The following is a 22,789-nucleotide window of genomic DNA, read 5'->3' on the forward strand; positions in this document are numbered from 1 at the left end:
AAGCGGGGAAACCCGCTTTTTTTATACCTAATCATTTTGCTCGCTCAGTCCGAGCCGCGATAGAAAACCGCAAATTCCCTCACGCGCCAGCAATCGATGTAAACGCTCTTTCTCCGGCGGCGTCATATTCTGTAAGACATCGCTGATTTGCCGCCAGACTTCGTCAGAGGCGTGGGTGGTGTAACTGCCGGCTGGTTCGTCTATCTGGTTTTCATTCGGGAGTTGGCGAAAAGCGGGCGTATTAACCAGAAAGTCCATCACCTCATCGCTCATAAAGATAAGCCGCGCACGACCACCTTTAATGCCGGGCATCGGTTCAGTCTGCCAGCCCCTTTCACGAATCCAGCGATTGACCGTCTGTCGAGTCATACCCAGCATCTCAGCCAGTTCTTCTGTGGACATCTTTGCGGGAAGTTTTTTCATAGACATTGCTTAACCGCGAATTCCTAGACGTTGCAATAAACCACTAATCCCTTCCCGTAGCAGCAGTGACGTGAGCTGTTTCTGCTCGCTCTCGGTCATTTCATCAACCAGCGTCAGCAGCAGCGTGTGGAAAGGGTTGTCGCTGCCGTTCACCGCATAAGAGGCCGAAGATTCGGAGGCGCGCTGGGCGCTATGGATAAACTCCATCACTTCATCGTTCACGTGCACCACGCGAGCTTTTCCTCCCTGAACGCCGGGACGGGGGGACGTTTTCCAGCCCTCTTTGCGCACCCATTTGTTGATGGTTTGTCGGCTGTATCCCGTCAGATGAGCAATCTCCTCCGGCGTCATTCGTTCCTTGAGCATACAATTTCCTGAGTCGCAGTGTGGGAATTACAGGTCCATGTTATAGCATCATTTTATGAGAAAACGTGACCGGTTTAACTCCAACCTGCGAGGAGGCGAGCAATATGGCGCGTTTGCCTGCTTTTTCAGCGATTAGAACTATTTCGCCTATTTTGCCGTTGACACTGTGTAAGGGAATTCATATTATGCCGCCCGTCAACACGACAGCTTTACGTTGGGGCTATAGCTCAGCTGGGAGAGCGCTTGCATGGCATGCAAGAGGTCAGCGGTTCGATCCCGCTTAGCTCCACCAAATCCTGCTCCCATCAGGTTTGGAACGTAAAGAAACTGTGGGGCTATAGCTCAGCTGGGAGAGCGCTTGCATGGCATGCAAGAGGTCAGCGGTTCGATCCCGCTTAGCTCCACCAAAATTCGAAACCCTCGCCTAAGGCGGGGGTTTTTTTATCTTCAGCATGGATAAAAATTCAGCATTTAGCTTTTAAAAGCCCCATACAGATCAGGATTCCATCTCTTAAACTTGCGTCAATAAATTCACCACCATAATATTCAGAGAGTCAAACTACGTACGATAAAGGATATCGGCAGATACGCATGATGGCGATTCGGAGTACCCAAGCAAGGAAATTCTGTCTGGCTTTGATAATGAGCCTGGTGGCTATCCCTTTTTCCAGATATATATCTCCCACTGCTTTTTATGATGGTCATTCCGTATATCTAGCCTGGCTTCCGCTTGGCGTGATGATTGCGTTGATCATGCTATTTGGTCGCCATGCGATTGTTCCACTGGCAATTGGATTTACCGTCACCAACTATTGGCAACTGCATCTATCGCCATTTTATTCATTAACATTATTATTCTGTCAGTTGGCGGCTGTTTGTATCTCGTGTCTTATTTTGTACTCCGTGCTTGGGCGACGATGGCGACATGGTAATCCAATAAAAAACATATGGTTGCATGTTTTTTGGTTAGGGTTTGCTGCGCCCGTGATGGGCAAGGTCTTGATGTATCTCACCGGTAAAATCATTGCTATACCGGAATTAATGTACAGTTATTTTAATATAACTTCAGTTATTTACACTATTGTTGATATACAAGGATTAGTTTGTGCTTCATTGATTTTTACGAAGCTCTTCTATTATCCGTTAAGAATGTGCTTGAACCCAAGATACGCCAAAACATTTTGGCGTCGAAATTTCGTTTGTTACACCGGGTTCAAAAATCGTGTATTTATCATCTGTTGGTTTACCAGCCTCATCGGCATGCTGGTATTTTTATGTGCTCCCTTCGGTGATTATTATTTCGCTGGTTACCTTGTCCCTGCAATATTTATCTTTTTCTCTTTTGGCATCAGCCAGTTGGCCTACCCGATGGTCATTTTGGCCTGGACGGTTTCCGCCTTCCTGTTGGTGATGTACAACACCAATTTTCTCCATGGCGTACAGACGCAGTATTCACTGGCGTTTATTCTCTCGTCACTGATCTCCTTCACGGTGTGCTTGTTATATCTGCTTCAGGTTTACAATCGAAGCCAGCGGCTGAAGACGATGTGGCAAGAGCAGGCAATGCTGGATCCTATTACCGGCCTGCCCAACCTGCGCGCGCTGGAGGAGTACATGGCGCGTCCGGACCCGGTCAGCGTCTGCTGCCTGCATATCAGGAATCTTGAATTTCTCAGCCGTCACTACGGCATGATGATGCGTATTCAGTGCAAACGTAGCATAACGCAGGTGTTACAGCCCATTCTTTGCAAGGAGGAGAAACTATTCCACCTGCCCGGCAATGAGCTCCTGCTGGTGTTAAACGGGCCAGATACCCAAGCACGCTTAACTCATCTGATTGACTATCTTAGCAGTAAGGAAATTCGCTGGAATAATTCAGTGCTGAATCTCGAATACGGCATCTCCTGGGGACGGGCGCGCGCGCGCGATAACAATCTCCATCATATGCTGGGGCAGTTAAGCTGGCTCGCGGAACAGGCCGGCGAGGGGAATCAAATCCTGAAGCTGGATAATGGTCATGTGGAAGCATTCGATCTGAACAGCGAACGCATTGTTTTACTCAACCGGGTTAAAAATGCGCTGGATTGGGGGGGCTTTATGCTTTATGCCCAGCCCATCAGGAAATCTTCAGGTGAAGGATATTACGAGATTCTTAGCCGCCTTGTTGATTCACAAGGCATGGTGATGCCGGATAAATTTATCCCCGTGCTGGCACAGTTTAACCTCAGTAAGCGCTTTGATATGCAGGTGCTGGAGTACCTGTTCAGTTCGTTGGATGAGCTGGGTGGAAAGCGTTTCTCCGTTAACCTGATGCCGTATACCCTGATGCAAAAGGGGAGCGCCGCTGAGATTATCGCGCTATTTCGGCGTTATCACATCGATGTTAACCGTATCATCATTGAAATAACTGAGGAACAGGCGTTCTCTAATTCCGATGTCAGCGTAGCCAACATTCAGCAGCTACGTCGCTTTGGCTGTCGAATCGCCATTGATGATTTCGGCACCGGTTATGCCAACTATGAACGGCTCAAACGTCTGGAGGCTGACATCATTAAGATTGATGGCTGCTTTGTGCGTGATGTATTGAATGACCCAATGGATGCAATGATCATTCGCTCCATCTGCGAGCTCGCGAAGGTGCGTAATCTAGAGGTTGTGGCGGAATATGTGGAAACACAAGCGCAGCTGGAGCTTCTGGAGCAGCTTGGCGTCCACTACATGCAGGGTTACTTGATCGATAAGCCGCGGCCGCTGTGGCAGCTTGAGAACAAAAAAAAGGGTCTGTAACCACGTTACAGACCCTTGGATGTAGCGAGACTAAATTACAGAACCAGTGCCGCGATAGAAGCAGACAGTACGCTCACCAGCGTGGAACCATAAACCAGTTTCAGACCGAAGCGGGAAACCACGTTACCTTGCTCTTCGTTCAGGCCTTTAATAGCGCCCGCGATAATACCGATGGAAGAGAAGTTCGCGAAGGAAACCAGGAATACGGAGATGATGCCGACGGCGCGCGGAGAGAGCTCAGCGGCAACCTTTTGCAAGTCCATCATTGCAACGAATTCGTTGGAAACCAGTTTGGTCGCCATGATACTACCGACCTGCAGGGATTCACTCGCAGGTACACCCATGATCCATGCAACTGGATAGAAGATGTAGCCCAGAATGCCCTGGAAGGAGATGCTGTAGCCAAACCAGCCGGTCACGGTAGCGAACAGGGCGTTCAGCGCGGCGATCAGGGCGATAAAGCCGATCAGCATCGCAGCAACGATAATCGCAACTTTGAAACCTGCCAGAATGTATTCACCCAGCATTTCGAAGAAGCTTTGCCCTTCGTGCAGGTTAGACATCTGGATGTTCTCTTCGCTGGCATCAACGCGGTACGGGTTGATCAGCGACAGAACGATAAAGGTGCTGAACATGTTCAGTACCAGCGCCGCAACAACGTACTTCGGCTCCAGCATGGTCATGTAGGCGCCAACGATAGACATGGAAACGGTAGACATCGCCGTGGCCGCCATGGTGTACATGCGGTTACGGGACATTTTGCCGAGGATATCTTTATAGGCGATGAAGTTTTCAGACTGGCCCAGAATCAGGGAGCTGACGGCGTTGAAAGACTCCAGTTTGCCCATGCCGTTGATTTTAGACAGCACGGTACCAATCGCACGAATGACAATTGGCAGAACACGAATGTGCTGCAGAATACCGATAAGTGCAGAGATGAAGACGATAGGGCAGAGGACTTTCAGGAAGAAGAAAGCCAGGCCTTTATCGTTCATGCTACCGAAGACGAAGTCGGTCCCGTTGTTCGCGAAACCAAGCAGTTTTTCGAACATTTCAGCAAAGCCACGCACGAAGCCCAGACCAACGTCGGAGTTCAGGAAGAACCATGCCAGTAAAACTTCAATGACAAGTAGTTGAATAACATAACGAATACGAATCTGTTTGCGGTTGGTACTGACCAGTAAGGCCAGGATGCCTACCACAACGAGCGCGAGAATAAAATGCAAGACGCGGTCCATATTTGCTCCAAACATGAGACGGGTTAAATTTTCTTGCACATTCTATGTAACATCATTAAATAAAACGAGATCCCCGTCCCACTATATTTAGTTCCTGTGAGCAAACTCAAAATTAGTGATCAAAGATACATTTTTGTGATGTTAAGTAAATGTATGAAAAGTTCCCTTGTTGTACTACTCTCATCATAAGCGTACACCAAACCCCCGCAACCTCCAGTCTGGCAATTGATTCCGGCTATCAGAGTAATCATTATCATCTCTTACAAATGAACTTGATAATCATTCTCATTCTGTTAGCCTGAAACATAGCAAAGGCTATGTTTTTGAGGCAGAGAATGAGCAACAGTCGCGTTGAAAGTAACACCGGTCGAGCAGCGCGCCGTATGAGGCTTGCGCTGATGGGGCCAGCATTTATTGCCGCCATCGGCTATATCGATCCCGGCAACTTCGCTACCAATATTCAGGCGGGGGCGAGCTTCGGCTACCAGTTGCTGTGGGTCGTTGTCTGGGCAAACCTGATGGCGATGCTGATTCAGGTGCTGTCGGCTAAGCTCGGCATCGCTACGGGGAAAAACCTGGCGGAGCAGATTCGTGATCACTATCCGCGCCCGGTGGTGTGGTTTTACTGGGTGCAGGCGGAAATTATCGCCATGGCGACCGATCTTGCTGAATTTATTGGCGCGGCTATCGGCTTTAAACTGATCCTCGGGATTTCGCTGCTGCAAGGCGCTGTGCTTACTGGGATCGCGACCTACTTAATTCTGATGCTGCAACGCCGTGGGCAAAAGCCGTTGGAAAAAGTGATCGGTGGCCTGCTGCTGTTTGTCGCGGCGGCCTATATCGTGGAGTTGGTTTTCTCCCAGCCGCAGCTGGCGCCGCTCGCGAAAGGAATGATTATTCCGTCATTACCTAACTCCGAAGCGGTGTTTCTTGCAGCGGGCGTGCTGGGTGCGACCATCATGCCGCACGTTATTTATCTGCATTCATCACTGACTCAACATCTGCACGGCGGGAGCGCGAAAGAGCGCTATCACGCGACGCGCTGGGACGTGGCAATTGCCATGACCATTGCTGGTTTTGTTAACCTGGCGATGATGGCGACGGCGGCTGCGGCGTTCCATTTCCACGGGCACACCGGCATTGCTGACCTCGACGAAGCGTATCTCACCCTCGAACCGTTGTTGAGCCATGCGGCGGCAACCATCTTCGGTCTGAGCCTGGTCGCGGCGGGGCTCTCCTCTACGGTCGTGGGGACGCTGGCCGGTCAGGTGGTGATGCAGGGCTTTATTCGCTTCCATATTCCGCTGTGGTTCCGCCGTGCGGTGACGATGCTACCGTCATTTATCGTGATTCTGATGGGGCTCGACCCGACGCGTATTCTGGTCATGAGCCAGGTGCTGCTTAGCTTTGGGATCGCGCTGGCGCTGGTGCCGCTGTTGATTTTCACCAGCAACCGTCAGCTAATGGGTGAGCTGGTCAACACATTGTGGATTAAACGTATTGGCTGGGTGATTGTGGCGATTGTGGTAGCGCTGAATGGGTGGCTGCTGGTGGGAACGTTGATGTAGTCTGCATGGCGTCTCTACGCTCGCCCGGGCTACTTTTGAATGGTAGCCCGGGCGAGCGTAGAGACACCGGGAAAATCAATGGTGATGCCCGTGTCCATGACCGTGGCCTCGCCCACGACCGCGGTGATCGTCGCGATCGCCCCAGCCGTCGCGATAGCCGCGTTCATAGGCATTATGTTTATCCCAGCCCCGGTGCCAGCCGTTATCGCGGTGATACCAGTTACGGTGCCAGTAATCACGGTCGCGCCAGCGGCCGCCGTCCCAGTAGTTACCGTAGTTATCGCGATCGCCAATTTGTAATTTTACGGATGGCAGCAGGGTGATTTCACCAGCATTCGCGAACATCGGGGCCGATGCTATCAACACTGCCGCCAGAATCAGTGACCTGAACATACTTCTCTCCTATTACGATCGTGGCCTGTAAGGCCTGTTAACGCAATATTACAATTCGGTAAATACCGCGATTATTGGAGTAACTCTTAAATCGCCAGGAGAGAGCATTTTTTGCTAAAATCGCTGTTATTTTATACCGCTCAGAATGCGGTCAATTTCGGCACATTCTTGTGCGCTGAAATGACGGTTTTCCAGCATACCGACGGCGTCATCAAGCTGCGCGGTCTTACTGGCACCAATCAGAACTGATGTCACCGCCTGTTGACGCAGTACCCATGCCAGCGCCATCTGCGATAGCTTCTGCCCACGCTGCTCGGCCATCGCGTTGAGCTGGCGTACGGCGTCAAGCTTGCCGTCAGTCAGTTGCTCAGGCTTCAGAAAGATACTGCCGCTGGCGGCACGGGAATCGGCCGGAATGCCGTGCAGGTAACGGTCGGTCAGTTGACCCCCTGCCAAGGGTGAAAAGGCAATACAGCCCACACCTTCTTGCTTCAGTACCTGAAGCAGGCCGTTTTCAGCACCGCGCTCAAGCATCGAGTACTTCGGCTGGTGAATAAGGCATGGCGTGCCGAGATCGTTGAGAATCGCAATGGCCTGGCTTGCCAGTTCAGCCGGATAATTGGAAAGCCCAATGTACAGTGCTTTACCCTGGCGAACGATATGATCCAGCGCGCCCATGGTTTCCAGCAGCGGCGTTTCCGGGTCTGGGCGGTGGTGGTAGAAGATATCCACATACTCAAGCCCCATCCGCTTCAGGCTTTGATCAAGGCTTGAAATCAGATACTTGCGCGAGCCCCAGTCGCCGTATGGCCCGTCCCACATGGTATAGCCAGCTTTACTGGAGATAATCAGCTCATCGCGATAGGGCAGAAAATCTTCCCGCAGAATACGGCCAAAGTTGCTTTCAGCCGAACCTGGAGGTGGCCCGTAGTTATTGGCTAAATCAAAATGGGTGATCCCAAGGTCAAACGCGTGGTGCAGCAGCTGGCGGCTGTTTTCGACACGCGTTTCATCCCCGAAGTTGTGCCATAGCCCCAATGAAACGGCTGGTAGCTTGAGGCCGCTATTGCCGCAGCGCTGAAACGTCATGGCTTCATAACGCGTAGGGCAAGCCTGGTAAACCATTGTGTCCTCCAGATTATCCGGTTGTGTATACGCTTACACTAACCAATGTCCACCGGCTCGTACACTCCTGAAATCTGTAAAATTAGCTTTCCAGAGGACTTTCTTATGAATTCTGGACAGCCTTAACACTTCTTCAATACTCAAAGGAACAGCTGACTGGAGGAGGTGCATGATGACAACGTCCTATACCGTGGCAGATTACCTGCTAGACCGCCTCGCCGACTGCGGCGTTGACCACCTGTTTGGTGTCCCCGGAGACTACAACCTCCAGTTTCTCGACCATGTTATTGCCCACCGTCAGATACGTTGGGTTGGCTGTGCCAACGAACTCAACGCCGCCTACGCCGCTGACGGCTATGCGCGAATGCAGGGCTGTGGCGCACTGCTCACCACCTTCGGCGTAGGGGAGCTTAGCGCGCTAAACGGGGTGGCGGGGAGCTTTGCCGAACACGTCCCGGTGCTGCATATCGTCGGGGCGCCAAGTACCAGCGCACAGCAGCGACGTGAGTGTTTACATCACACGCTGGGAGATGGCAATTTTGACCATTTTCGCCAGATGAGCGCCCCGGTTTCAGTGGCGCAGGGTGTGCTTGATGCGGCTAACGCGCGCGATGAAATTGATCGGGTGCTGCGCGATATTGTGCGTTACAGTCGTCCTGGCTATCTCCTGCTACCCGCGGATATTGCTTCACTGCCCACCTCACGCCCTGTAAACGCTCTCACCGTGAATAATGCACCGACAGACTCAACTGAACTGGCCGAGTTTGTCTCACATGCCCGCGCTTTGCTGCGCGATAGTCGTCGCGTGTCGTTGCTGGCGGATGTGCTGGCGCTACGCTTTGGCCTTCAGTCGACGTTAAACAAATGGGTGGATGCGGTGCCGATTCCTCACGCCACCATGCTGATGGGGAAAGGGCTATTTAATGAGACTCACGCTGGGTTTGTGGGTACTTACAGCGGCGGGGCGAGCCTGCCGGAGACGCGCGCGGCGATTGAAGATGCTGACGTTATCTTTTGTATCGGCACCTGTTTTACCGACACGATCACCGCGGGATTTACCCACCATATTCCGCAGGAGAAATCCATTGAGATCCAACCTTTTGCAGCTAGAGTCGGGAAACGCTGGTTTAGCGGGATAAGTATGCAGGAGGCGGTTAATGCGCTTATGACGCTGAGTCGTGACTTCTCGGCCCAGTGGCAAATCCAGCCGGGCAGGGTGATGAAGTCTGCGTCAGCGGATAACGGGCATCTGACCCAGCGCCATTTCTGGCAGACGCTGGAAAAATACCTCCAGCCGCACGACATTTTACTGGGCGACCAGGGGACGGCGGCGTTTGGGCTTGCTGACCTGACGCTGCCGCAGGGGGCGAGCCTGATAGTTCAACCGCTGTGGGGGTCGATTGGTTACACGCTGCCCGCCGCGTTTGGCGCACAGACCTCACAGCCGGACAGGCGCGTGGTGCTGGTGGTGGGGGATGGCGCGGCACAGTTGACCATTCAGGAACTCAGTTCGATGCTGCGTGACGGGCTCCGTCCATTGATTCTGCTGCTAAATAATGAAGGCTACACGGTGGAGCGCGCGATCCACGGCCCGGAACAACGTTACAACGATATTAGCCTATGGAACTGGACCCAGATCCCGCAAGCGCTCAACCTGGACTGCCAGGCCGAGTGCTGGAAAGTGACCAATGCCTCGCAGCTCAACGATGCGCTTACCCGTGCGACACGGGGTGACAAGCTGATGCTGCTCGAAGTCATGCTGCCAAAAATGGACATTCCTCCGCTACTAAAAGCCGTCACCCAGGCGCTGGAAGCCCGCAGCAACGGGCATTAATCCTTCCGTTTACGCGGCACCATCATCGTCGGTTTCCCCGCCAGCAAGAGCCAGGCGGGGAGCATGACGATGCATAATAGCGGGAGCAGCGTAGTATCAGGCACGACGACGGCGGCCATAAACAGGCTCAGCCATGCATCGCGAGTGACAACCAGCACCAGCCCCAGAATGGCGCAGGAGACGGTAATGGCTGCCGGCACGGCGTCAACGTGCGCGTGGAGCATCAGACCGAGTGCCACAGCCACAAACACCGCTGGGAAGATGCGACCGCCGCGGAAACCACAGGCGGCGGCAACGACCAGCGCCGCCAGCTTGCTCAGCGCAAATAGCATGTAGTCGCCCGCGCCGAAAGATTGTCCGGCCGTTAACCTCTGCATCTCATCCAGGCCTTTAAATAGCGTAATCGGGCCGCCAACGGTGCCGATAAGCCCCAGTACAAAACCGCCCACGCCCAGGATCAGTACCGGATGCTTCAAACGATGGACCAGCGCGTGCAGGTGCGGCAGGCACCAGACCGCCACCATACCGATGGCGATAGCAAAGACGGCCACGATAGCACCGCTGAAAATGTCGACCAGCCGCAGGCCCTGATAGTGCTCAATGGGCAGGGAGAACTGCGGATGGAAGAACATGCCGGTGGTTAACGCCCCGGCGGCAGCGGCGAGCAGGGGAGCGAACAGCCTGTCCCACAGTGGGGAATCATTATTGCCCGTCAGCGTCTGGGAGAAAATCAGCGCGGCGGCAACCGGCGTCCCAAACAGCGCGCCGATAGTGCCTGCGGCGGCGAGAATGGTCCAGTCAAGGGAACTCACGCGCGGGAAAAATCGCGCACCCAGCGCCACGGCCAGCGCAATGTTCACCGACATAATCGGGTGTTCAGGACCGAGGCTTACGCCACCTGCCAGCCCGATAATTAGCGCAATCAACAATCCCGGCAAATGGGACGGTGGAACCGCCGCGCCGATGAGCGGCTCGCTGGCCGGGTCCGGCCCGGCATGACCAGGGCTATAGCGAATAACCAGACCGACGGCGATACCGGTCAGGGTTAGCATCAGGATTATCCAGAGCGGTGAGTCAAAGGATACGCCAAACGCGGCGGGCAGATTACGCCACAGCAGGTGTTGCAGCACGGACGCAATTTTCATCACCACAATCAATATCAGGCTAGAAGCGATGCCGATAAGCACAGCGGGAACAGAGAGCAACAACATCGTTCGGGCTCGCGGATGGAGCATGTTTTTATCCTTTTGACTGAATGCTGAGGTTACTTTGCATTTTCCTGCGTTTACGTTCAGCGCAAATGGTGCTGAATCGATACGGCGCTACGGCCTGTGCATCTGATAAAAATGACGCCAAAAATGTGACCGGGATCGATAATCCTGGGGTGCTCACACAAACGTCATTGTCGTGAAAGCGCCTTGAATTTACAGTGTGACAAAGATTTATTCTGACTTTAGCGGAGCCGTAACGGAATGACAAAGTTTGCTTTAGTGGGTGATGTTGGGGGCACCAATGCGCGTCTGGCATTGTGCGATTTAGCCAGCGGTGAAATTTCGCAGGCGAAAACCTATTCCGGCCTGGATTATCCAAGCCTGGAAGCCGTTGTCCGCGTCTATCTCGACGAGCATAACGTGTCGGTTGAAGACGGCTGCATCGCCATTGCCTGCCCGATTACCGGCGACTGGGTGGCGATGACCAACCACACCTGGCAGTTTTCCATTGCGGAAATGCAGAAAAACCTCGGTTTCTCTCATCTGGAAATCATCAACGACTTTACCGCGGTCTCGATGGCGATTCCGATGCTGAAAAAAGAGCATCTGATCCAGTTTGGCGGTACCGAGCCGGTTGAAGGCAAACCGATCGCCGTTTACGGCGCGGGCACCGGCCTTGGCGTCGCGCATCTGGTGCACGTCGATAAACGCTGGGTCAGCCTGCCTGGTGAAGGTGGTCACGTCGATTTCGCGCCGAATAGCGAAGAAGAAGGGATTATTCTTGAAGTGCTGCGTGAAGAGATTGGTCACGTATCCGCCGAGCGCGTCCTGTCCGGCCCGGGCCTGGTCAATCTCTACCGCGCGATTGTGAAGTCTGACAACCGCGTGCCGGAAAACTATAAGCCGAAGGATATTACCGAACGCGCGCTGGCTGACACCTGCACCGACTGCCGCCGTGCGCTGTCGCTGTTCTGCGTCATCATGGGCCGTTTTGGTGGCGACCTGGCGTTAACGCTTGGCACTTTTGGCGGCGTTTATATCGCCGGTGGTATTGTGCCGCGCTTCCTTGAGTTCTTCAAAGCCTCCGGCTTCCGTGGTGGGTTTGAAGATAAAGGCCGTTTTAAAGATTACGTTCATCCAATCCCGGTCTATCTGATTGTTCACGACAACCCAGGCCTGCTTGGCTCCGGTGCGCACCTGCGTCAAACGCTGGGGCAAATTCTGTAAACTGCCTGATGGCGCTACGCTTATCAGGCCTACAAAAAACACGTAGCCCGGCTGAGCGTAGCAACGCCGGGAAGCACATCCCCAAACCGCGTTCAATTCGCGGTTTTTTTTCGCCCGTCTTCTGCCATTCCGACACGCGTCACACTTCTGTCAGGCAGGATTATTTGTCCAGTAAAAGCATTGTTCGTCTGCTAACAATGACCGAGGCGACTTAGCCATAATCCCTCTCGTTAACTATCTGGAGGAGTTTGTGATGACTAAGAAACTGATTGCCGTCTGCGCATGCCCAATGGGGCTGGCACACACTTTTATGGCTGCCCAGGCGCTGGAAGAAGCGGCGGTGGAAGCGGGATATGAAGTCAAAATTGAAACGCAGGGCGCCGACGGTATTCAGAACCGCCTGACCGCGCAGGATATTGCCGAAGCGACCTTAATTATCCACTCCGTTGCCGTCACGCCGGAAGACAATGAGCGTTTCGAAACGCGCGACGTGTACGAAATTACCCTACAGGATGCCATCAAAAACGCCGCGGGCATTATTAAAGAAATCGAAGAGATGGTTGCAGCCGAACAACAATAACTGTCGACAGGGATACCACTATGGCCATAAAAAAACGCAGTGCAACCGTTGTGCCAGGCGCATCTGGTGCTGCCGCGATAAAAACGCCGCCAGCCGCCCGTAACAGCTTTTGGGGCGAACTCCCGCAGCATGTGATGTCCGGGATTTCGCGCATGGTACCGACGCTTATCATGGGCGGGGTGATCCTCGCCTTCAGCCAGCTGATTGCTTATAGCTGGCTGAAGATCCCTGCCGACACCGGCATTATGGATGCGCTCAATAGCGGGCAATTTTCGGGCTTTAACCTCTCTTTGTTAAAGTTTGCCTGGCTGTCGCAATCCTTCGGCGGTGTCTTGTTTGGTTTTGCGATCCCGATGTTTGCCGCGTTTGTGGCGAACTCTATCGGCGGTAAGCTGGCGTTTCCGGCCGGGTTTATCGGCGGATTGATGTCTACTCAGCCGACGCAAATGCTTAATTTTGACCCCAATACGCTGCACTGGGTGACGACCGCACCGGTTCCTTCCACCTTTATTGGTGCGCTGATTATCTCCATCGTTGCCGGTTATCTGGTGAAGTGGATGAACCAGAAGATCCAGTTGCCTGATTTTCTGCTCGCGTTCAAAACAACCTTTTTACTGCCGATCCTCTCCGCGATTTTCGTCATGCTGGCGATGTATTACGTCATTACTCCTTTCGGCGGCTGGATCAACGGCGGCATTCGCACGCTGCTGACCACGGCGGGCGAGAAGGGCACGCTGATGTACGCGATGGGGATTGCAGCGGCAACGGCTATTGACCTCGGCGGCCCGATCAACAAAGCGGCGGGTTTTGTGGCCTTTAGTTTTACCACCGATCACGTCCTGCCAATTACCGCCCGTTCGATTGCTATCGTCATTCCACCGATTGGCCTGGGTCTGGCGACCATCCTTGACCGTCGCTTAACCGGCAAACGCCTGTTCAGCGCCCAGCTTTATCCGCAGGGTAAAACGGCGATGTTTCTCGCGTTTATGGGCATCAGCGAAGGGGCGATTCCGTTTGCGCTGGAGAGCCCGATCACCGCGATCCCGTCCTACATGGTAGGGGCGATTGTGGGTTCAACCGCTGCCGTCTGGCTAGGTGCGGTGCAGTGGTTCCCTGAGTCGGCTATCTGGGCGTGGCCGCTGGTAAGCAACCTTGGCGTCTACATGGCGGGGATTGCGCTGGGGGCGATTATTACCGCGCTGATGGTGGTGTTCCTGCGTAACCTGCAGTACCGCAGAGGCAAACTGCTGATTGAAAGCCTCTAAGGATAAGGACGAAACAATGACGTTATTGGCATCGCTGCGGCAGTGGCTGGTTGAACAGGAGCTTGACGCGGTATTGATTTCATCGCGCCAGAATAAGCAGCCGCACCTGGGCATTTCTACCGGCTCTGGCTATGTGCTGATTGCGCGCAACAGCGCGCATATTCTGGCTGATTCGCGCTATTACGCCGATATTCAGTCTCGTGCCGACGGCTACCAGCTTCATCTGCTGAACGCCGAGCGAACCCTGGCAGACATCGTGAACCAGATTGTGGCCGACGAAGATCTTTACACCGTCGGTTTTGAAGGGGCACAGGTAAGCTGGCACACCGCCCAGCGCTGGCAGGCATCCATTAAGGCCGCGCTGGTAGGGACTTCTCTTGATGCGCTACGGCAAATTAAAACGCCGCGGGAAATTGACCTGATTCGCCAGGCCTGCCGGATTGCGGACCAGAGCGCGGAGCATATTCGTCGCTTTATTCAACCGGGAATGCTTGAGCGGGAGATTGCCGCCGAACTCGAATGGTACATGCGTACGCTTGGTGCGGAAAAAGCCGCTTTCGATACCATTGTCGCCAGCGGTTGGCGCGGCGCGCTGCCGCACGGTAAAGCCAGCGATAAACGCGTGGAAGCCGGAGAGCTTATCACGCTCGACTTCGGCGCTCAGTATCAGGGCTACTGCTCTGATATGACGCGGACATTTCTGGTTTCCGGTGCGATGGCACCCGAAGCGCATCCGCTGTTTTTGGTCTATCAGGTGGTACTTCAGGCCCAGCTTGCAGGCATTGCCGCCATTCATCCGGGCGCGCGCTGCCATGATGTGGATTTCGCCGCACGTCACGTCATTAATGAAGCGGGCTACGGGGAATACTTTGGACACAATACGGGTCACGCGATTGGCATTGATGTTCACGAAGATCCGCGTTTCTCGCCGACGGATGCCACCGCGCTTGCGGCGGGGATGCTGCTGACCGTTGAACCCGGCATCTATCTTCCAGGTCAGGGGGGCGTGCGAATTGAAGATATCGTGCTGGTAACGCCTGACGGCGGCGAAGTGCTCTATAGCATGCCAAAAACATTGTTATGCACGGGAGAGGCATGATGGATTTATCGCTACTGAAAGCCCTGAGCGAGGCGGATGCGATCGCCTCCTCAGAACAAGAAGTTCGTCAGATCCTGCTGGATGAAGCGGATCGTCTGCACAAAGAGGTGCGCTTCGATGGTTTGGGATCGGTACTGATCCGATTAAATGAATCCGATGGCCCGAAGGTGATGATCTGCGCGCATATGGATGAGGTGGGTTTTATCGTTCGCAGCATCTCTTCTGAAGGGGCGATTGATGTGCTGCCGGTCGGCAATGTCCGCATGGCGGCGCGTCAGCTACAGCCGGTTCGCATCACCACCCGTGAAGAAAGCAAAATTCCCGGCCTGCTCGACGGTGAACGTAACGGTAACGACGTGGGATCTCTGCGGGTAGATATTGGCGCGCGCTCTTATGATGAAGTGGTTCAGGCCGGGGTGCGTCCGGGCGATCGCGTGACCTTTGATACCCCTTTTCAGGTGCTGCCGCATCAGCGGGTGATGGGCAAAGCGTTCGACGACAGGCTGGGCTGCTACCTGCTGGTGGCGCTGCTGCGTGAACTGAGCGAGACCGAATTACCGGCCGAAGTCTGGCTGGTGGCAAGCTCCAGCGAAGAAGTCGGGCTACGCGGCGGGCAAACGGCCGCGCGCGCGGTGGCTCCGGATGTGGCGATTGTGCTGGATACCGCCTGCTGGGCAAAAAATTTTGACTACGGAGCGGCAAATCACCGTCAGCTGGGTAAAGGCCCAATGCTGGTGTTGAGTGACAAATCACTGATTGCGCCGCCGAAGTTGATTGCCTTAGTTGAACGCGTATCCGCCGAAGCCGATATTCCGTTACAGCTCGATATGTTCAGCAACGGCGGCACCGATGGCGGCGCGGTACACCTTAGCGGAACCGGGGTTCCGACGATAGTGATTGGCCCGGCAACCCGTCATGGGCATTGCGCGGCGTCTATTGCGGACTGCCGCGACATTATGCAAACCCAGGCGCTGCTATCCGCGCTGATTACCAGCTTTACGCGTGAGACCGTGGCTCATCTGACGGACTTCAGATGCTGATCTCACGCTAACAGGAGTGGTTATGTTAACGATTCAATTTCTCTGCCCGCTGCCGAATGGCCTGCACGCTCGCCCCGCATGGGAGCTGAAAGAACAGTGCAGTCAGTGGCAAAGCGATGTCACCTTTATCAACCATCGTCAGAATGCGCAAGCTGATGCGAAAAGCTCGTTAGCGCTGATTGGCACCGGCACGCTGTTCAATGATAGTTGCAGTCTGAACATTACCGGCCGCGATGCCGAACAGGCCAGGCGTGCGCTGGAGGAGTACATCCAGAACCGCTTTATTGACAGTGATAGCATTCAGCCGACGGCAGCGGAGCTGGCGGCACACCCGCTGCCGCGCTCGCTGATTCGTCTTAATCCGGACCTGCTGTACGGCAACGTGCTGGCCGCAGGGGTGGGCGCGGGAGTGCTGACGTTGTGCAAAAGCGACAGTCTGGATATCTATCGAGCCATTCCCGCCAGCGCCGAAGACACGACGCGGCTGGAACACAGTCTGGCGACGCTTGCCGAGCGCCTGAATCTCCAGCTTCGTGAGCGTGGAGGAGAAAGCAAAACCATTCTTAGCGCCCACTTATCGCTCATCCAGGACGATGAATTTGCCGGAAATATCCGCCGTCTGATGGCGGGGCAACAGAAGGGTCTTGGCGATGCCATCATCACCAATATGGAGCAGGTCTGCGACAAGCTGCTGGCCTCCGCCAGCGATTACCTGCGTGAGCGGGTGAGCGATATTCGCGATATCAGCGAACAGCTGCTGCATATCACCTGGCCCGACCGCCGCCCGCGTAACGCGCTGGTGCTGGATAAACCGACGATTCTGGTGGCGGAAGACTTGACGCCTAGCCAGTTTTTAAGCCTTGATTTACAACATCTTTCCGGCATGATTCTGGAAAAAACCGGGCGTACCTCCCACACCTTGATTCTGGCTCGCGCCTCCGCTATTCCGGTGCTCAGCGGGCTACCGCTGGAGGCGATTGCGGGCTACGCCGGCTTACCGGCGGTGTTGGACGCACAGTGCGGCGTGCTGGCGGTCAATCCCAATGACGCAGTGAGCGGCTACTATGCGATAGCGCAACGCCTGGCTGAAAAGCGCCAGCAGCAACAGGCGCGGGATGCCGCGCAGATAGCGCTTACCAAAGATAACCAACGCATCGACGTTGCCGCTAATATCGGCACCGCGCTGGAAGCACCCGGCGCCTTTGCCAATGGGGCCGAAGGCGTTGGGTTGTTCCGCACTGAAATGCTGTTTATGGACCGGGATAGCGCTCCCGACGAGCAGGAGCAGTTTGAAGCTTACCAGCAGGTGCTGCTGGCGGCTGAAGGCAAGCCGGTTATTTTCCGCACCATGGACATTGGCGGGGATAAAAACATTCCCTATCTCAATATTCCGCAGGAAGAAAACCCGTTCCTTGGCTATCGTGCGGTGCGAATTTATCCCGAATTTGCCGGGCTATTTCGCAGCCAGCTGCGCGCTATTCTGCGCGCGGCGGCCTTCGGCAATGCGCGGCTGATGATTCCGATGGTGCACAGCCTTGATCAGATCCTGTGGGTCAAAAGTGAACTACAGAAAGCCGCCGCGGCGCTTAAGCAGGAAGGGCTGCGGCATGCTGGAAATATTTCATTGGGCATTATGGTTGAGGTGCCTTCGGTCTGTTACATCATTGACCATTTCTGCGATGAGGTGGATTTCTTCAGTATCGGTTCCAACGATATGACGCAGTACCTCTACGCGGTCGACCGCAATAACCCTCGGGTATCTCCGCTGTATAACCCGATTACGCCATCGTTCCTGCGCATGTTGCAGCAGATTATTCGCGTGGCGCACGATCGCGGGAAATGGGTGGGCATTTGCGGTGAACTGGGTGGAGAAAGCCGCTATCTACCGCTACTGTTGGGGCTCGGCCTTGATGAACTGAGCATGAGTAGCCCGCGGATCCCGGCGGTGAAAAGCCAGATTCGCCAACTGGATGCCAGTACCTGCCGCGAACTGGCGCTTAAGGCGTGCGAATGCCGGAGCGCGCAGGAGATTGAAACGCTGCTGAACGCGTTTGCGCCGGAGAAAGACGTACGTCCGCTGCTAGCGCGAGAGAATATCTTTGTCGGCGAGTCGTTTGCCAACAAAGAGCAGGCGATTCAGTTCCTCTGCGGTAACCTCGGCGCGAATGGGCGCACAGAGCATCCGTTCGAGCTGGAGGAAGATGTCTGGCAGCGTGAAGAGATTGTCACCACCGGCGTAGGGTTTGGCGTGGCCATCCCGCACACCAAATCGCAGTGGATACGTCATTCCAGTATCAGCATTGCACGCTTATCACAGCCGATAGACTGGCAGTCCGAAATGGGCGAGGTGGAGCTGGTGATTATGCTGACGCTGGGTGCCGACGAAGGCATGAACCATGTGAAGGTTTTCTCACAGCTGGCGCGGAAACTGGTGAATAAGCAGTTCCGTCAGTCGCTGTTTGCGGCAGAAGATGCCAATGCGATTTTAACGCTGCTGGAGTCGGAACTGGTGTTCTAAAGTGAGCGTATGACGTTGCAGGCCGGATGGCGTTTCGCTTATCCGGCCTACGCGGAGATGGGGTTATCGGCCCAGGATTTCCTTACGGATAATCTCGGCGCCTGCGCTTAGCGCGTTGAGCTTGCCGCGAGCCACCTGGCGAGGCAATGGTGCCATGCCGCAGTTGGTTGACGGGTAGAGGTTCTCTGCATCGACAAACTGCAGCGCTTTGCGCAGCGTCTCAGCCACTTCCTCTGGCGTTTCAATAGCGTGGTTCGCAACGTCAATCGCTCCCACCATCACTTTTTTACCGCGGATCAGTTCCAGCAGATCCATTGGCACGCGGGAGTTGTGGCACTCCAGCGAGATAATATCGATATTCGAAGATTGCAGCTTAGGGAATGCCTCTTCGTATTGACGCCACTCTGAACCCAGCGTTTTCTTCCAGTCGGTGTTGGCCTTAATGCCGTAGCCGTAGCAGATGTGTACCGCGGTTTCGCACTTCAGACCTTCAATAGCGCGCTCTAATGCCGCGATACCCCAATCATTCACCTCATCGAAGAACACGTTAAAGGCCGGTTCATCAAACTGGATAATATCCACGCCTGCGGCTTCTAGCTCGCGAGCTTCCTGGTTGAGAATTTTGGCAAATTCCCACGCCAGCTTTTCACGGCTTTTGTAGTGATTGTCATACAGTGTATCAATCATGGTCATTGGCCCCGGCAGCGCCCACTTGATAGGCTGCTTAGTCAGCTGACGCAGGTAACGCGCATCGTCAACAAACACCGGTTTTTGACGTGCCACTTCATCGACAACCGTTGGCACGCTGGCATCGTAGCGATTACGGATTTTCACGATCTCGCGTTTTTCAAAATCCACGCCGCTCAGGTGCTCAATAAATGTGGTGACGAAGTGCTGACGGGTCTGCTCGCCGTCGCTAACAATATCAATACCGGCCAGCAGCTGTTCTTGCAGGGAGAGACGCAGCGCATCCTGTTTCCCTTCAACTAACTCGTCGTTCTGTAATTTCCATGGTGACCACAGCGTCTCTGGTTGAGCAAGCCAGGACGGTTTCGGCAGGCTGCCAGCGGTGGAAGTCGGGAGCAATGTTTTCATATTCAATAACCTGGTATTATTTGTTAATCAAAGAGCGTAGTTAGCGGACCATTGCTCAAGAATGTTCTGATACGGCTTGATAAAGTGCTCTTCGGTAAATTTCCCCTGCTCAATCGCTAAGCGGCTGCGTTCTTCACGGTCATAAACAATTTTGGTTAATGAGTGATCCTGCTGGTTCAGGTCTGGCTGATAGCACAGGCCCGCCGCCGAGTTGGCATTGTAAATTTCCGGGCGATAAATCTTCTGGAACGTCTCCATGGTGCTGATGGTGCTGATAAGCTCCAGGCTGGTGTAATCACTCAGCAGGTCACCGGAGAAGAAGAACGCCAGCGGCGCAACGCTGTTTTGTGGCATGAAATAGCGTACTTTCAGGCCCATCTTGCCGAAGTACTGCTCGGTCAGGGAGGCGCTGCTCGGCTGGTATTCAATGCCCAGCACCGGGTGTTCATTGCCCGTGCGGCGATAAACATCTTTGCTCGACACGCTAAGGCAGATAACCGGCGATTTTTTGAAGTTCGCTTTGTACTCCGGTGAGTTGGCAAAGTGCTTAAAGATATTGCCGTGCAGCTCGCCAAAGGTATCCGGAATGTTAAATTCGGTTCTGTTTTTATTATGCTCAAGCAGCAACACGCTGAAGTCATAATCACGAACGTAGGAAGAGAAGTTATTGCCAACAATGCCTTCAATACGTTCGTTGGTTTTCTTATCAACAATATGGGTTTTCAATATTTCGATGGCTGGAAACGCCGTGGTTTTACCTTCCGCATCGATATTCATCTCAACGGAAATAATCTCAAGCTCAACGCCGTAACGATCGCCTTTAGGGTTATCCCAATGCGCTAACGTATTGAAACGATTGTCAATCATCTTCAATGTATTGCGCAGGTTCTCCTGACGGTTCTCCCCACGAGCCAGATTCGCGAAGTTAGTGGTAATACGCGTATTTTCTGACGGGTTATAGTTTTCGTCGAAGGTGCTGCTCTTGATAGTAAAGGTAAAATCTTTATTCATCGTCTCTGTCATCCCGAGTGCTGATATGAAAATTAAATTCACTTACTGATTGCCAGAGACGCTGCTCTGCTTTTCTCATTCAGCAGTCTTAATGTTGCCGATAAGTTAATGTTGATAATTTATGCCAGAGGCGGTGAAAGAGGGAAAGCGACTTAATTTCAATGCAACATGAGGGAAGTTCATGATGCGGGGAATAGGTGAAAAAGAGAAGTGTGTCACGAAACGCCGCAGCGGGCTCTCCGGCGCGTTTAGCACCGGAGAATAGGGCTAATCAAGCTCAGAGAGCATTTGACCGTTGCTGAAGCTCCAGTCATCGGCGGTATTGAACTGAATCATCACCATCACATCATCAGGAGAAATATTCATCTTCGTATTGAGTCGTTCACAGAGCGTCCTGCAAAGGTTTCTCTTTTGCGCAGATGAACGCGGTTTTCCCGCAAGGATATGAAACTGAATGAAGTTGTCGCTACGCCCTGCGCTGTAATAGCGGCTATCAAACACGCGCTGGTTTGCCGGTAGCGTTTCAAACACCTGAAAACGATCGTGGGGCGGGACGACAAATTCGTCTTCGAGGCTTTGCTGCAGAATGTCAGATATCTGCGCTATCTGGGCATCGCTGTAGCCCTGGCGTAGGGTTATTCGGGTAAATGGCATTGTCGTTATTCCTCATCCAGACATTCGAGAGCGGACACCGCCGCAGGCCAGCCCGCGTAGAACGCCAGATGGGTGAACGCTTCCACCATTTCGGCTTTTGTCAGGCCATTTTGCTGCGCAAAGTGAATGTGCCAGGGGATTTGCTGCACGCGCCCAAGCGCGGTGAGGGCGGCAAGCGTAATCAGGCTACGTTCGCGTGATGAAAGTCCTTCACGTTGCCAGATATCGTTAAACAGCAGTTCCTGGCTTAGCTCGGCTAACTTTGGTGCGATGCGGGCCAGGGTTTCACGATCGAGGGGCTTTGACATGGTGTTCTCTCCGTATTGACAGTGAACCCATTCTGGCGAGATATTTTCGTCCTGAAAATTGAATCGTTTTTGATTGTCAATCCCGAATTTCAGGACAATTATGAATAAAGTTCCCCCTTCGCTCGACCTCGACGCGCTGCGCAGCTTCGTTACCGGCATGGAGTCCGGCAGCTTTGCGCTGGCGGCACAACGTCTTTGCCGCTCAACTTCTGCGGTCAGCGCGCAGTTGAAAAAGCTGGAGCAGCAGTGCGGTACCGCGCTGGTGGTCAGGAAAGGCCGTCATCTGGAGCTGACCCACAACGGTGAGATATTGCTGGGCTATGCCCGTCGGCTGCTGGCGCTAAACGATGAAGCGCAGCGCGCGCTAAACAGCGAACCGTTACAAGGTGAGATTCGTATTGGCATGCAGGAAGATTTCGGCGAATCCCTGATGCCCGGCATCCTTGGCGAGTTTAAGCGTCACCATCCGGGAATGCGGATGTCAGCCCGTATCGACCGTAACCCAGCGTTGCTCGAAGCGCTTAACGACAATAGGCTCGATCTGGCGCTGCTCTGGCAGCCGGAGGGAGAACTCAAAAACGGCAGGCTGATAAGTCAGTGCTCGCTGGAATGGATAGCGCATCCGGATCTCAATATTGCCGCGCTGCTGACGCAGGGCGAGCCGCTGCCCCTGGTGATGTTCGAGCACCCTTGTATGATGCGCTCTCGCGCCATTGACAGCCTGGATCGGGCGAATATTCCCTGGCAGGTGGTTTTTGTCAGCCACAGCCTGAGCGGTATCTGGTCGGCGGTGCAGGCGGGGCTGGGCATTACGCTGCGAACGCGTATTGGTATGCCGGGCAGCCTGTGTGTCGTGGAAAACCTGTTGCCCTCGCCGGGCAATTTAGGCATTACCCTGAAAATGAATACCGGAACGGCGACGGTTAGCGAAGCGCAAGCGGCGCTAGGCGCGCTTATGGAAGCGGCGTTAACCGGCGTGGCACGCGTGCGCTGATGATACGTTGGGTGAAGAAAATTCATTTATGATAAAAAGGGAGCGGGCAACAA

Annotated in this window: 20 protein-coding genes and 2 tRNA genes; 12 read left to right on the plus strand and 10 right to left on the minus strand. The window is 54.0% G+C overall.

Going from position 1 to position 22,789, the window contains the following annotated elements; all coding sequences use genetic code 11:
• Window positions 1–27: 27 nt before the first annotated feature.
• Together MY052_RS06880 and MY052_RS06885 are read right to left on the minus strand one after the other, a co-directional pair.
• Window positions 28–423 (minus strand): YfeC-like transcriptional regulator, encoded by a 396-nt coding sequence (locus tag MY052_RS06880; protein WP_248538419.1) that lies wholly within the window; start codon window positions 421–423, stop codon window positions 28–30.
• A gap of 9 nt (window positions 424–432) precedes the next feature.
• Window positions 433–789: a YfeC-like transcriptional regulator gene (locus MY052_RS06885; protein ID WP_035897901.1), complete on the minus strand. Its 357-nt coding sequence runs from the start codon at window positions 787–789 to the stop codon at window positions 433–435.
• Between the two features lie 216 nt (window positions 790–1,005).
• On the opposite strand from MY052_RS06885, the gene MY052_RS06890 reads away from it, so the two are divergent.
• The 3 genes from MY052_RS06890 (at window position 1,006) to MY052_RS06900 (ending at window position 3,576) form a co-directional block, all read left to right on the plus strand.
• Window positions 1,006–1,081: transfer RNA gene (locus MY052_RS06890), tRNA-Ala, on the plus strand.
• Window positions 1,082–1,120: 39 nt separating this feature from the next.
• Window positions 1,121–1,196 (plus strand) — tRNA-Ala (locus MY052_RS06895).
• A gap of 235 nt (window positions 1,197–1,431) precedes the next feature.
• Window positions 1,432–3,576 (plus strand): EAL domain-containing protein, encoded by a 2,145-nt coding sequence (locus MY052_RS06900; RefSeq protein WP_420828632.1) that lies wholly within the window; start codon window positions 1,432–1,434, stop codon window positions 3,574–3,576.
• Window positions 3,577–3,611: 35 nt separating this feature from the next.
• Here MY052_RS06900 and MY052_RS06905 read toward each other — a convergent pair whose 3' ends face one another.
• Window positions 3,612–4,814, minus strand: coding sequence for a NupC/NupG family nucleoside CNT transporter (locus MY052_RS06905; RefSeq protein ID WP_035897259.1), 1,203 nt, complete (start codon window positions 4,812–4,814; stop codon window positions 3,612–3,614).
• A 335-nt stretch (window positions 4,815–5,149) separates the two neighbouring features.
• On the opposite strand from MY052_RS06905, the gene MY052_RS06910 reads away from it, so the two are divergent.
• Window positions 5,150–6,382 carry an Nramp family divalent metal transporter gene (locus MY052_RS06910; RefSeq protein WP_035897260.1) on the plus strand — a complete coding sequence of 411 codons (1,233 nt, stop codon included), beginning with the start codon at window positions 5,150–5,152 and terminating at the stop codon, window positions 6,380–6,382.
• Between the two features lie 75 nt (window positions 6,383–6,457).
• Here MY052_RS06910 and MY052_RS06915 read toward each other — a convergent pair whose 3' ends face one another.
• Both MY052_RS06915 and mgrA read right to left on the minus strand, forming a co-directional pair.
• Window positions 6,458–6,775, minus strand: a complete 318-nt coding sequence (locus MY052_RS06915; RefSeq protein ID WP_123650218.1) for a DUF2502 domain-containing protein — start codon at window positions 6,773–6,775, stop codon at window positions 6,458–6,460.
• Window positions 6,776–6,901: 126 nt separating this feature from the next.
• Window positions 6,902–7,900, minus strand: coding sequence for an L-glyceraldehyde 3-phosphate reductase (gene mgrA, locus MY052_RS06920; protein WP_248538421.1), 999 nt, complete (start codon window positions 7,898–7,900; stop codon window positions 6,902–6,904).
• Between the two features lie 172 nt (window positions 7,901–8,072).
• On the opposite strand from mgrA, the gene MY052_RS06925 reads away from it, so the two are divergent.
• Complete coding sequence (locus tag MY052_RS06925) at window positions 8,073–9,734, plus strand: alpha-keto acid decarboxylase family protein (protein WP_248538907.1); 1,662 nt, start codon at window positions 8,073–8,075, stop codon at window positions 9,732–9,734.
• Here the strand turns inward: MY052_RS06925 and MY052_RS06930 are convergent.
• Window positions 9,731–10,969, minus strand: coding sequence for an ion channel protein (locus MY052_RS06930; protein ID WP_123650216.1), 1,239 nt, complete (start codon window positions 10,967–10,969; stop codon window positions 9,731–9,733). The two genes, MY052_RS06925 and MY052_RS06930, sit on opposite strands and share 4 nt — an antisense overlap.
• 237 nt (window positions 10,970–11,206) lie before the next feature.
• Between MY052_RS06930 and glk the strand changes: the two genes are divergently transcribed.
• From glk to ptsP, 6 genes are all read left to right on the plus strand, one after another.
• Entirely contained in the window at window positions 11,207–12,172 is a 966-nt protein-coding gene (glk, locus tag MY052_RS06935) for a glucokinase (protein ID WP_248538422.1), read from the plus strand.
• 253 nt (window positions 12,173–12,425) lie between these two features.
• Entirely contained in the window at window positions 12,426–12,752 is a 327-nt protein-coding gene (locus tag MY052_RS06940; RefSeq protein ID WP_035895492.1) for a PTS fructose transporter subunit IIB, read from the plus strand.
• 20 nt (window positions 12,753–12,772) lie between these two features.
• Entirely contained in the window at window positions 12,773–14,017 is a 1,245-nt protein-coding gene (locus MY052_RS06945; protein ID WP_035895494.1) for a PTS fructose transporter subunit IIC, read from the plus strand.
• 16 nt (window positions 14,018–14,033) lie between these two features.
• Window positions 14,034–15,116, plus strand: a complete 1,083-nt coding sequence (gene ypdF, locus MY052_RS06950) for an aminopeptidase (protein WP_248538423.1) — start codon at window positions 14,034–14,036, stop codon at window positions 15,114–15,116.
• The gene (ypdE, locus tag MY052_RS06955; protein ID WP_248538908.1) at window positions 15,116–16,156 is read left to right on the plus strand and encodes an aminopeptidase; all 1,041 of its coding nucleotides are present in this window, start codon (window positions 15,116–15,118) and stop codon (window positions 16,154–16,156) included. Before ypdF ends, ypdE begins: the two co-directional genes overlap by 1 nt.
• A gap of 22 nt (window positions 16,157–16,178) precedes the next feature.
• Window positions 16,179–18,674 carry a phosphoenolpyruvate--protein phosphotransferase gene (gene ptsP, locus MY052_RS06960; RefSeq protein WP_248538424.1) on the plus strand — a complete coding sequence of 832 codons (2,496 nt, stop codon included), beginning with the start codon at window positions 16,179–16,181 and terminating at the stop codon, window positions 18,672–18,674.
• Window positions 18,675–18,737: 63 nt separating this feature from the next.
• Here ptsP and MY052_RS06965 read toward each other — a convergent pair whose 3' ends face one another.
• From MY052_RS06965 to MY052_RS06980, 4 genes are all read right to left on the minus strand, one after another.
• Entirely contained in the window at window positions 18,738–19,769 is a 1,032-nt protein-coding gene (locus tag MY052_RS06965; protein ID WP_123650213.1) for a methionine synthase, read from the minus strand.
• A 27-nt stretch (window positions 19,770–19,796) separates the two neighbouring features.
• Window positions 19,797–20,780 carry a DUF1852 domain-containing protein gene (locus tag MY052_RS06970; RefSeq protein WP_035895503.1) on the minus strand — a complete coding sequence of 328 codons (984 nt, stop codon included), beginning with the start codon at window positions 20,778–20,780 and terminating at the stop codon, window positions 19,797–19,799.
• A gap of 267 nt (window positions 20,781–21,047) precedes the next feature.
• Window positions 21,048–21,434: a tautomerase family protein gene (locus MY052_RS06975; protein WP_035895505.1), complete on the minus strand. Its 387-nt coding sequence runs from the start codon at window positions 21,432–21,434 to the stop codon at window positions 21,048–21,050.
• Between the two features lie 5 nt (window positions 21,435–21,439).
• A complete protein-coding gene (locus MY052_RS06980; RefSeq protein WP_035895507.1) occupies window positions 21,440–21,742 on the minus strand; it encodes a carboxymuconolactone decarboxylase family protein in 303 nt (100 codons plus the stop codon).
• Window positions 21,743–21,842: 100 nt separating this feature from the next.
• Between MY052_RS06980 and MY052_RS06985 the strand changes: the two genes are divergently transcribed.
• Window positions 21,843–22,736: a LysR substrate-binding domain-containing protein gene (locus tag MY052_RS06985; protein WP_115073811.1), complete on the plus strand. Its 894-nt coding sequence runs from the start codon at window positions 21,843–21,845 to the stop codon at window positions 22,734–22,736.
• The last annotated feature ends 53 nt before the right edge of the window (window positions 22,737–22,789 follow it).

Source organism: Kluyvera ascorbata (assembly GCF_023195735.1).
Taxonomy (GTDB): domain Bacteria; phylum Pseudomonadota; class Gammaproteobacteria; order Enterobacterales; family Enterobacteriaceae; genus Kluyvera; species Kluyvera ascorbata.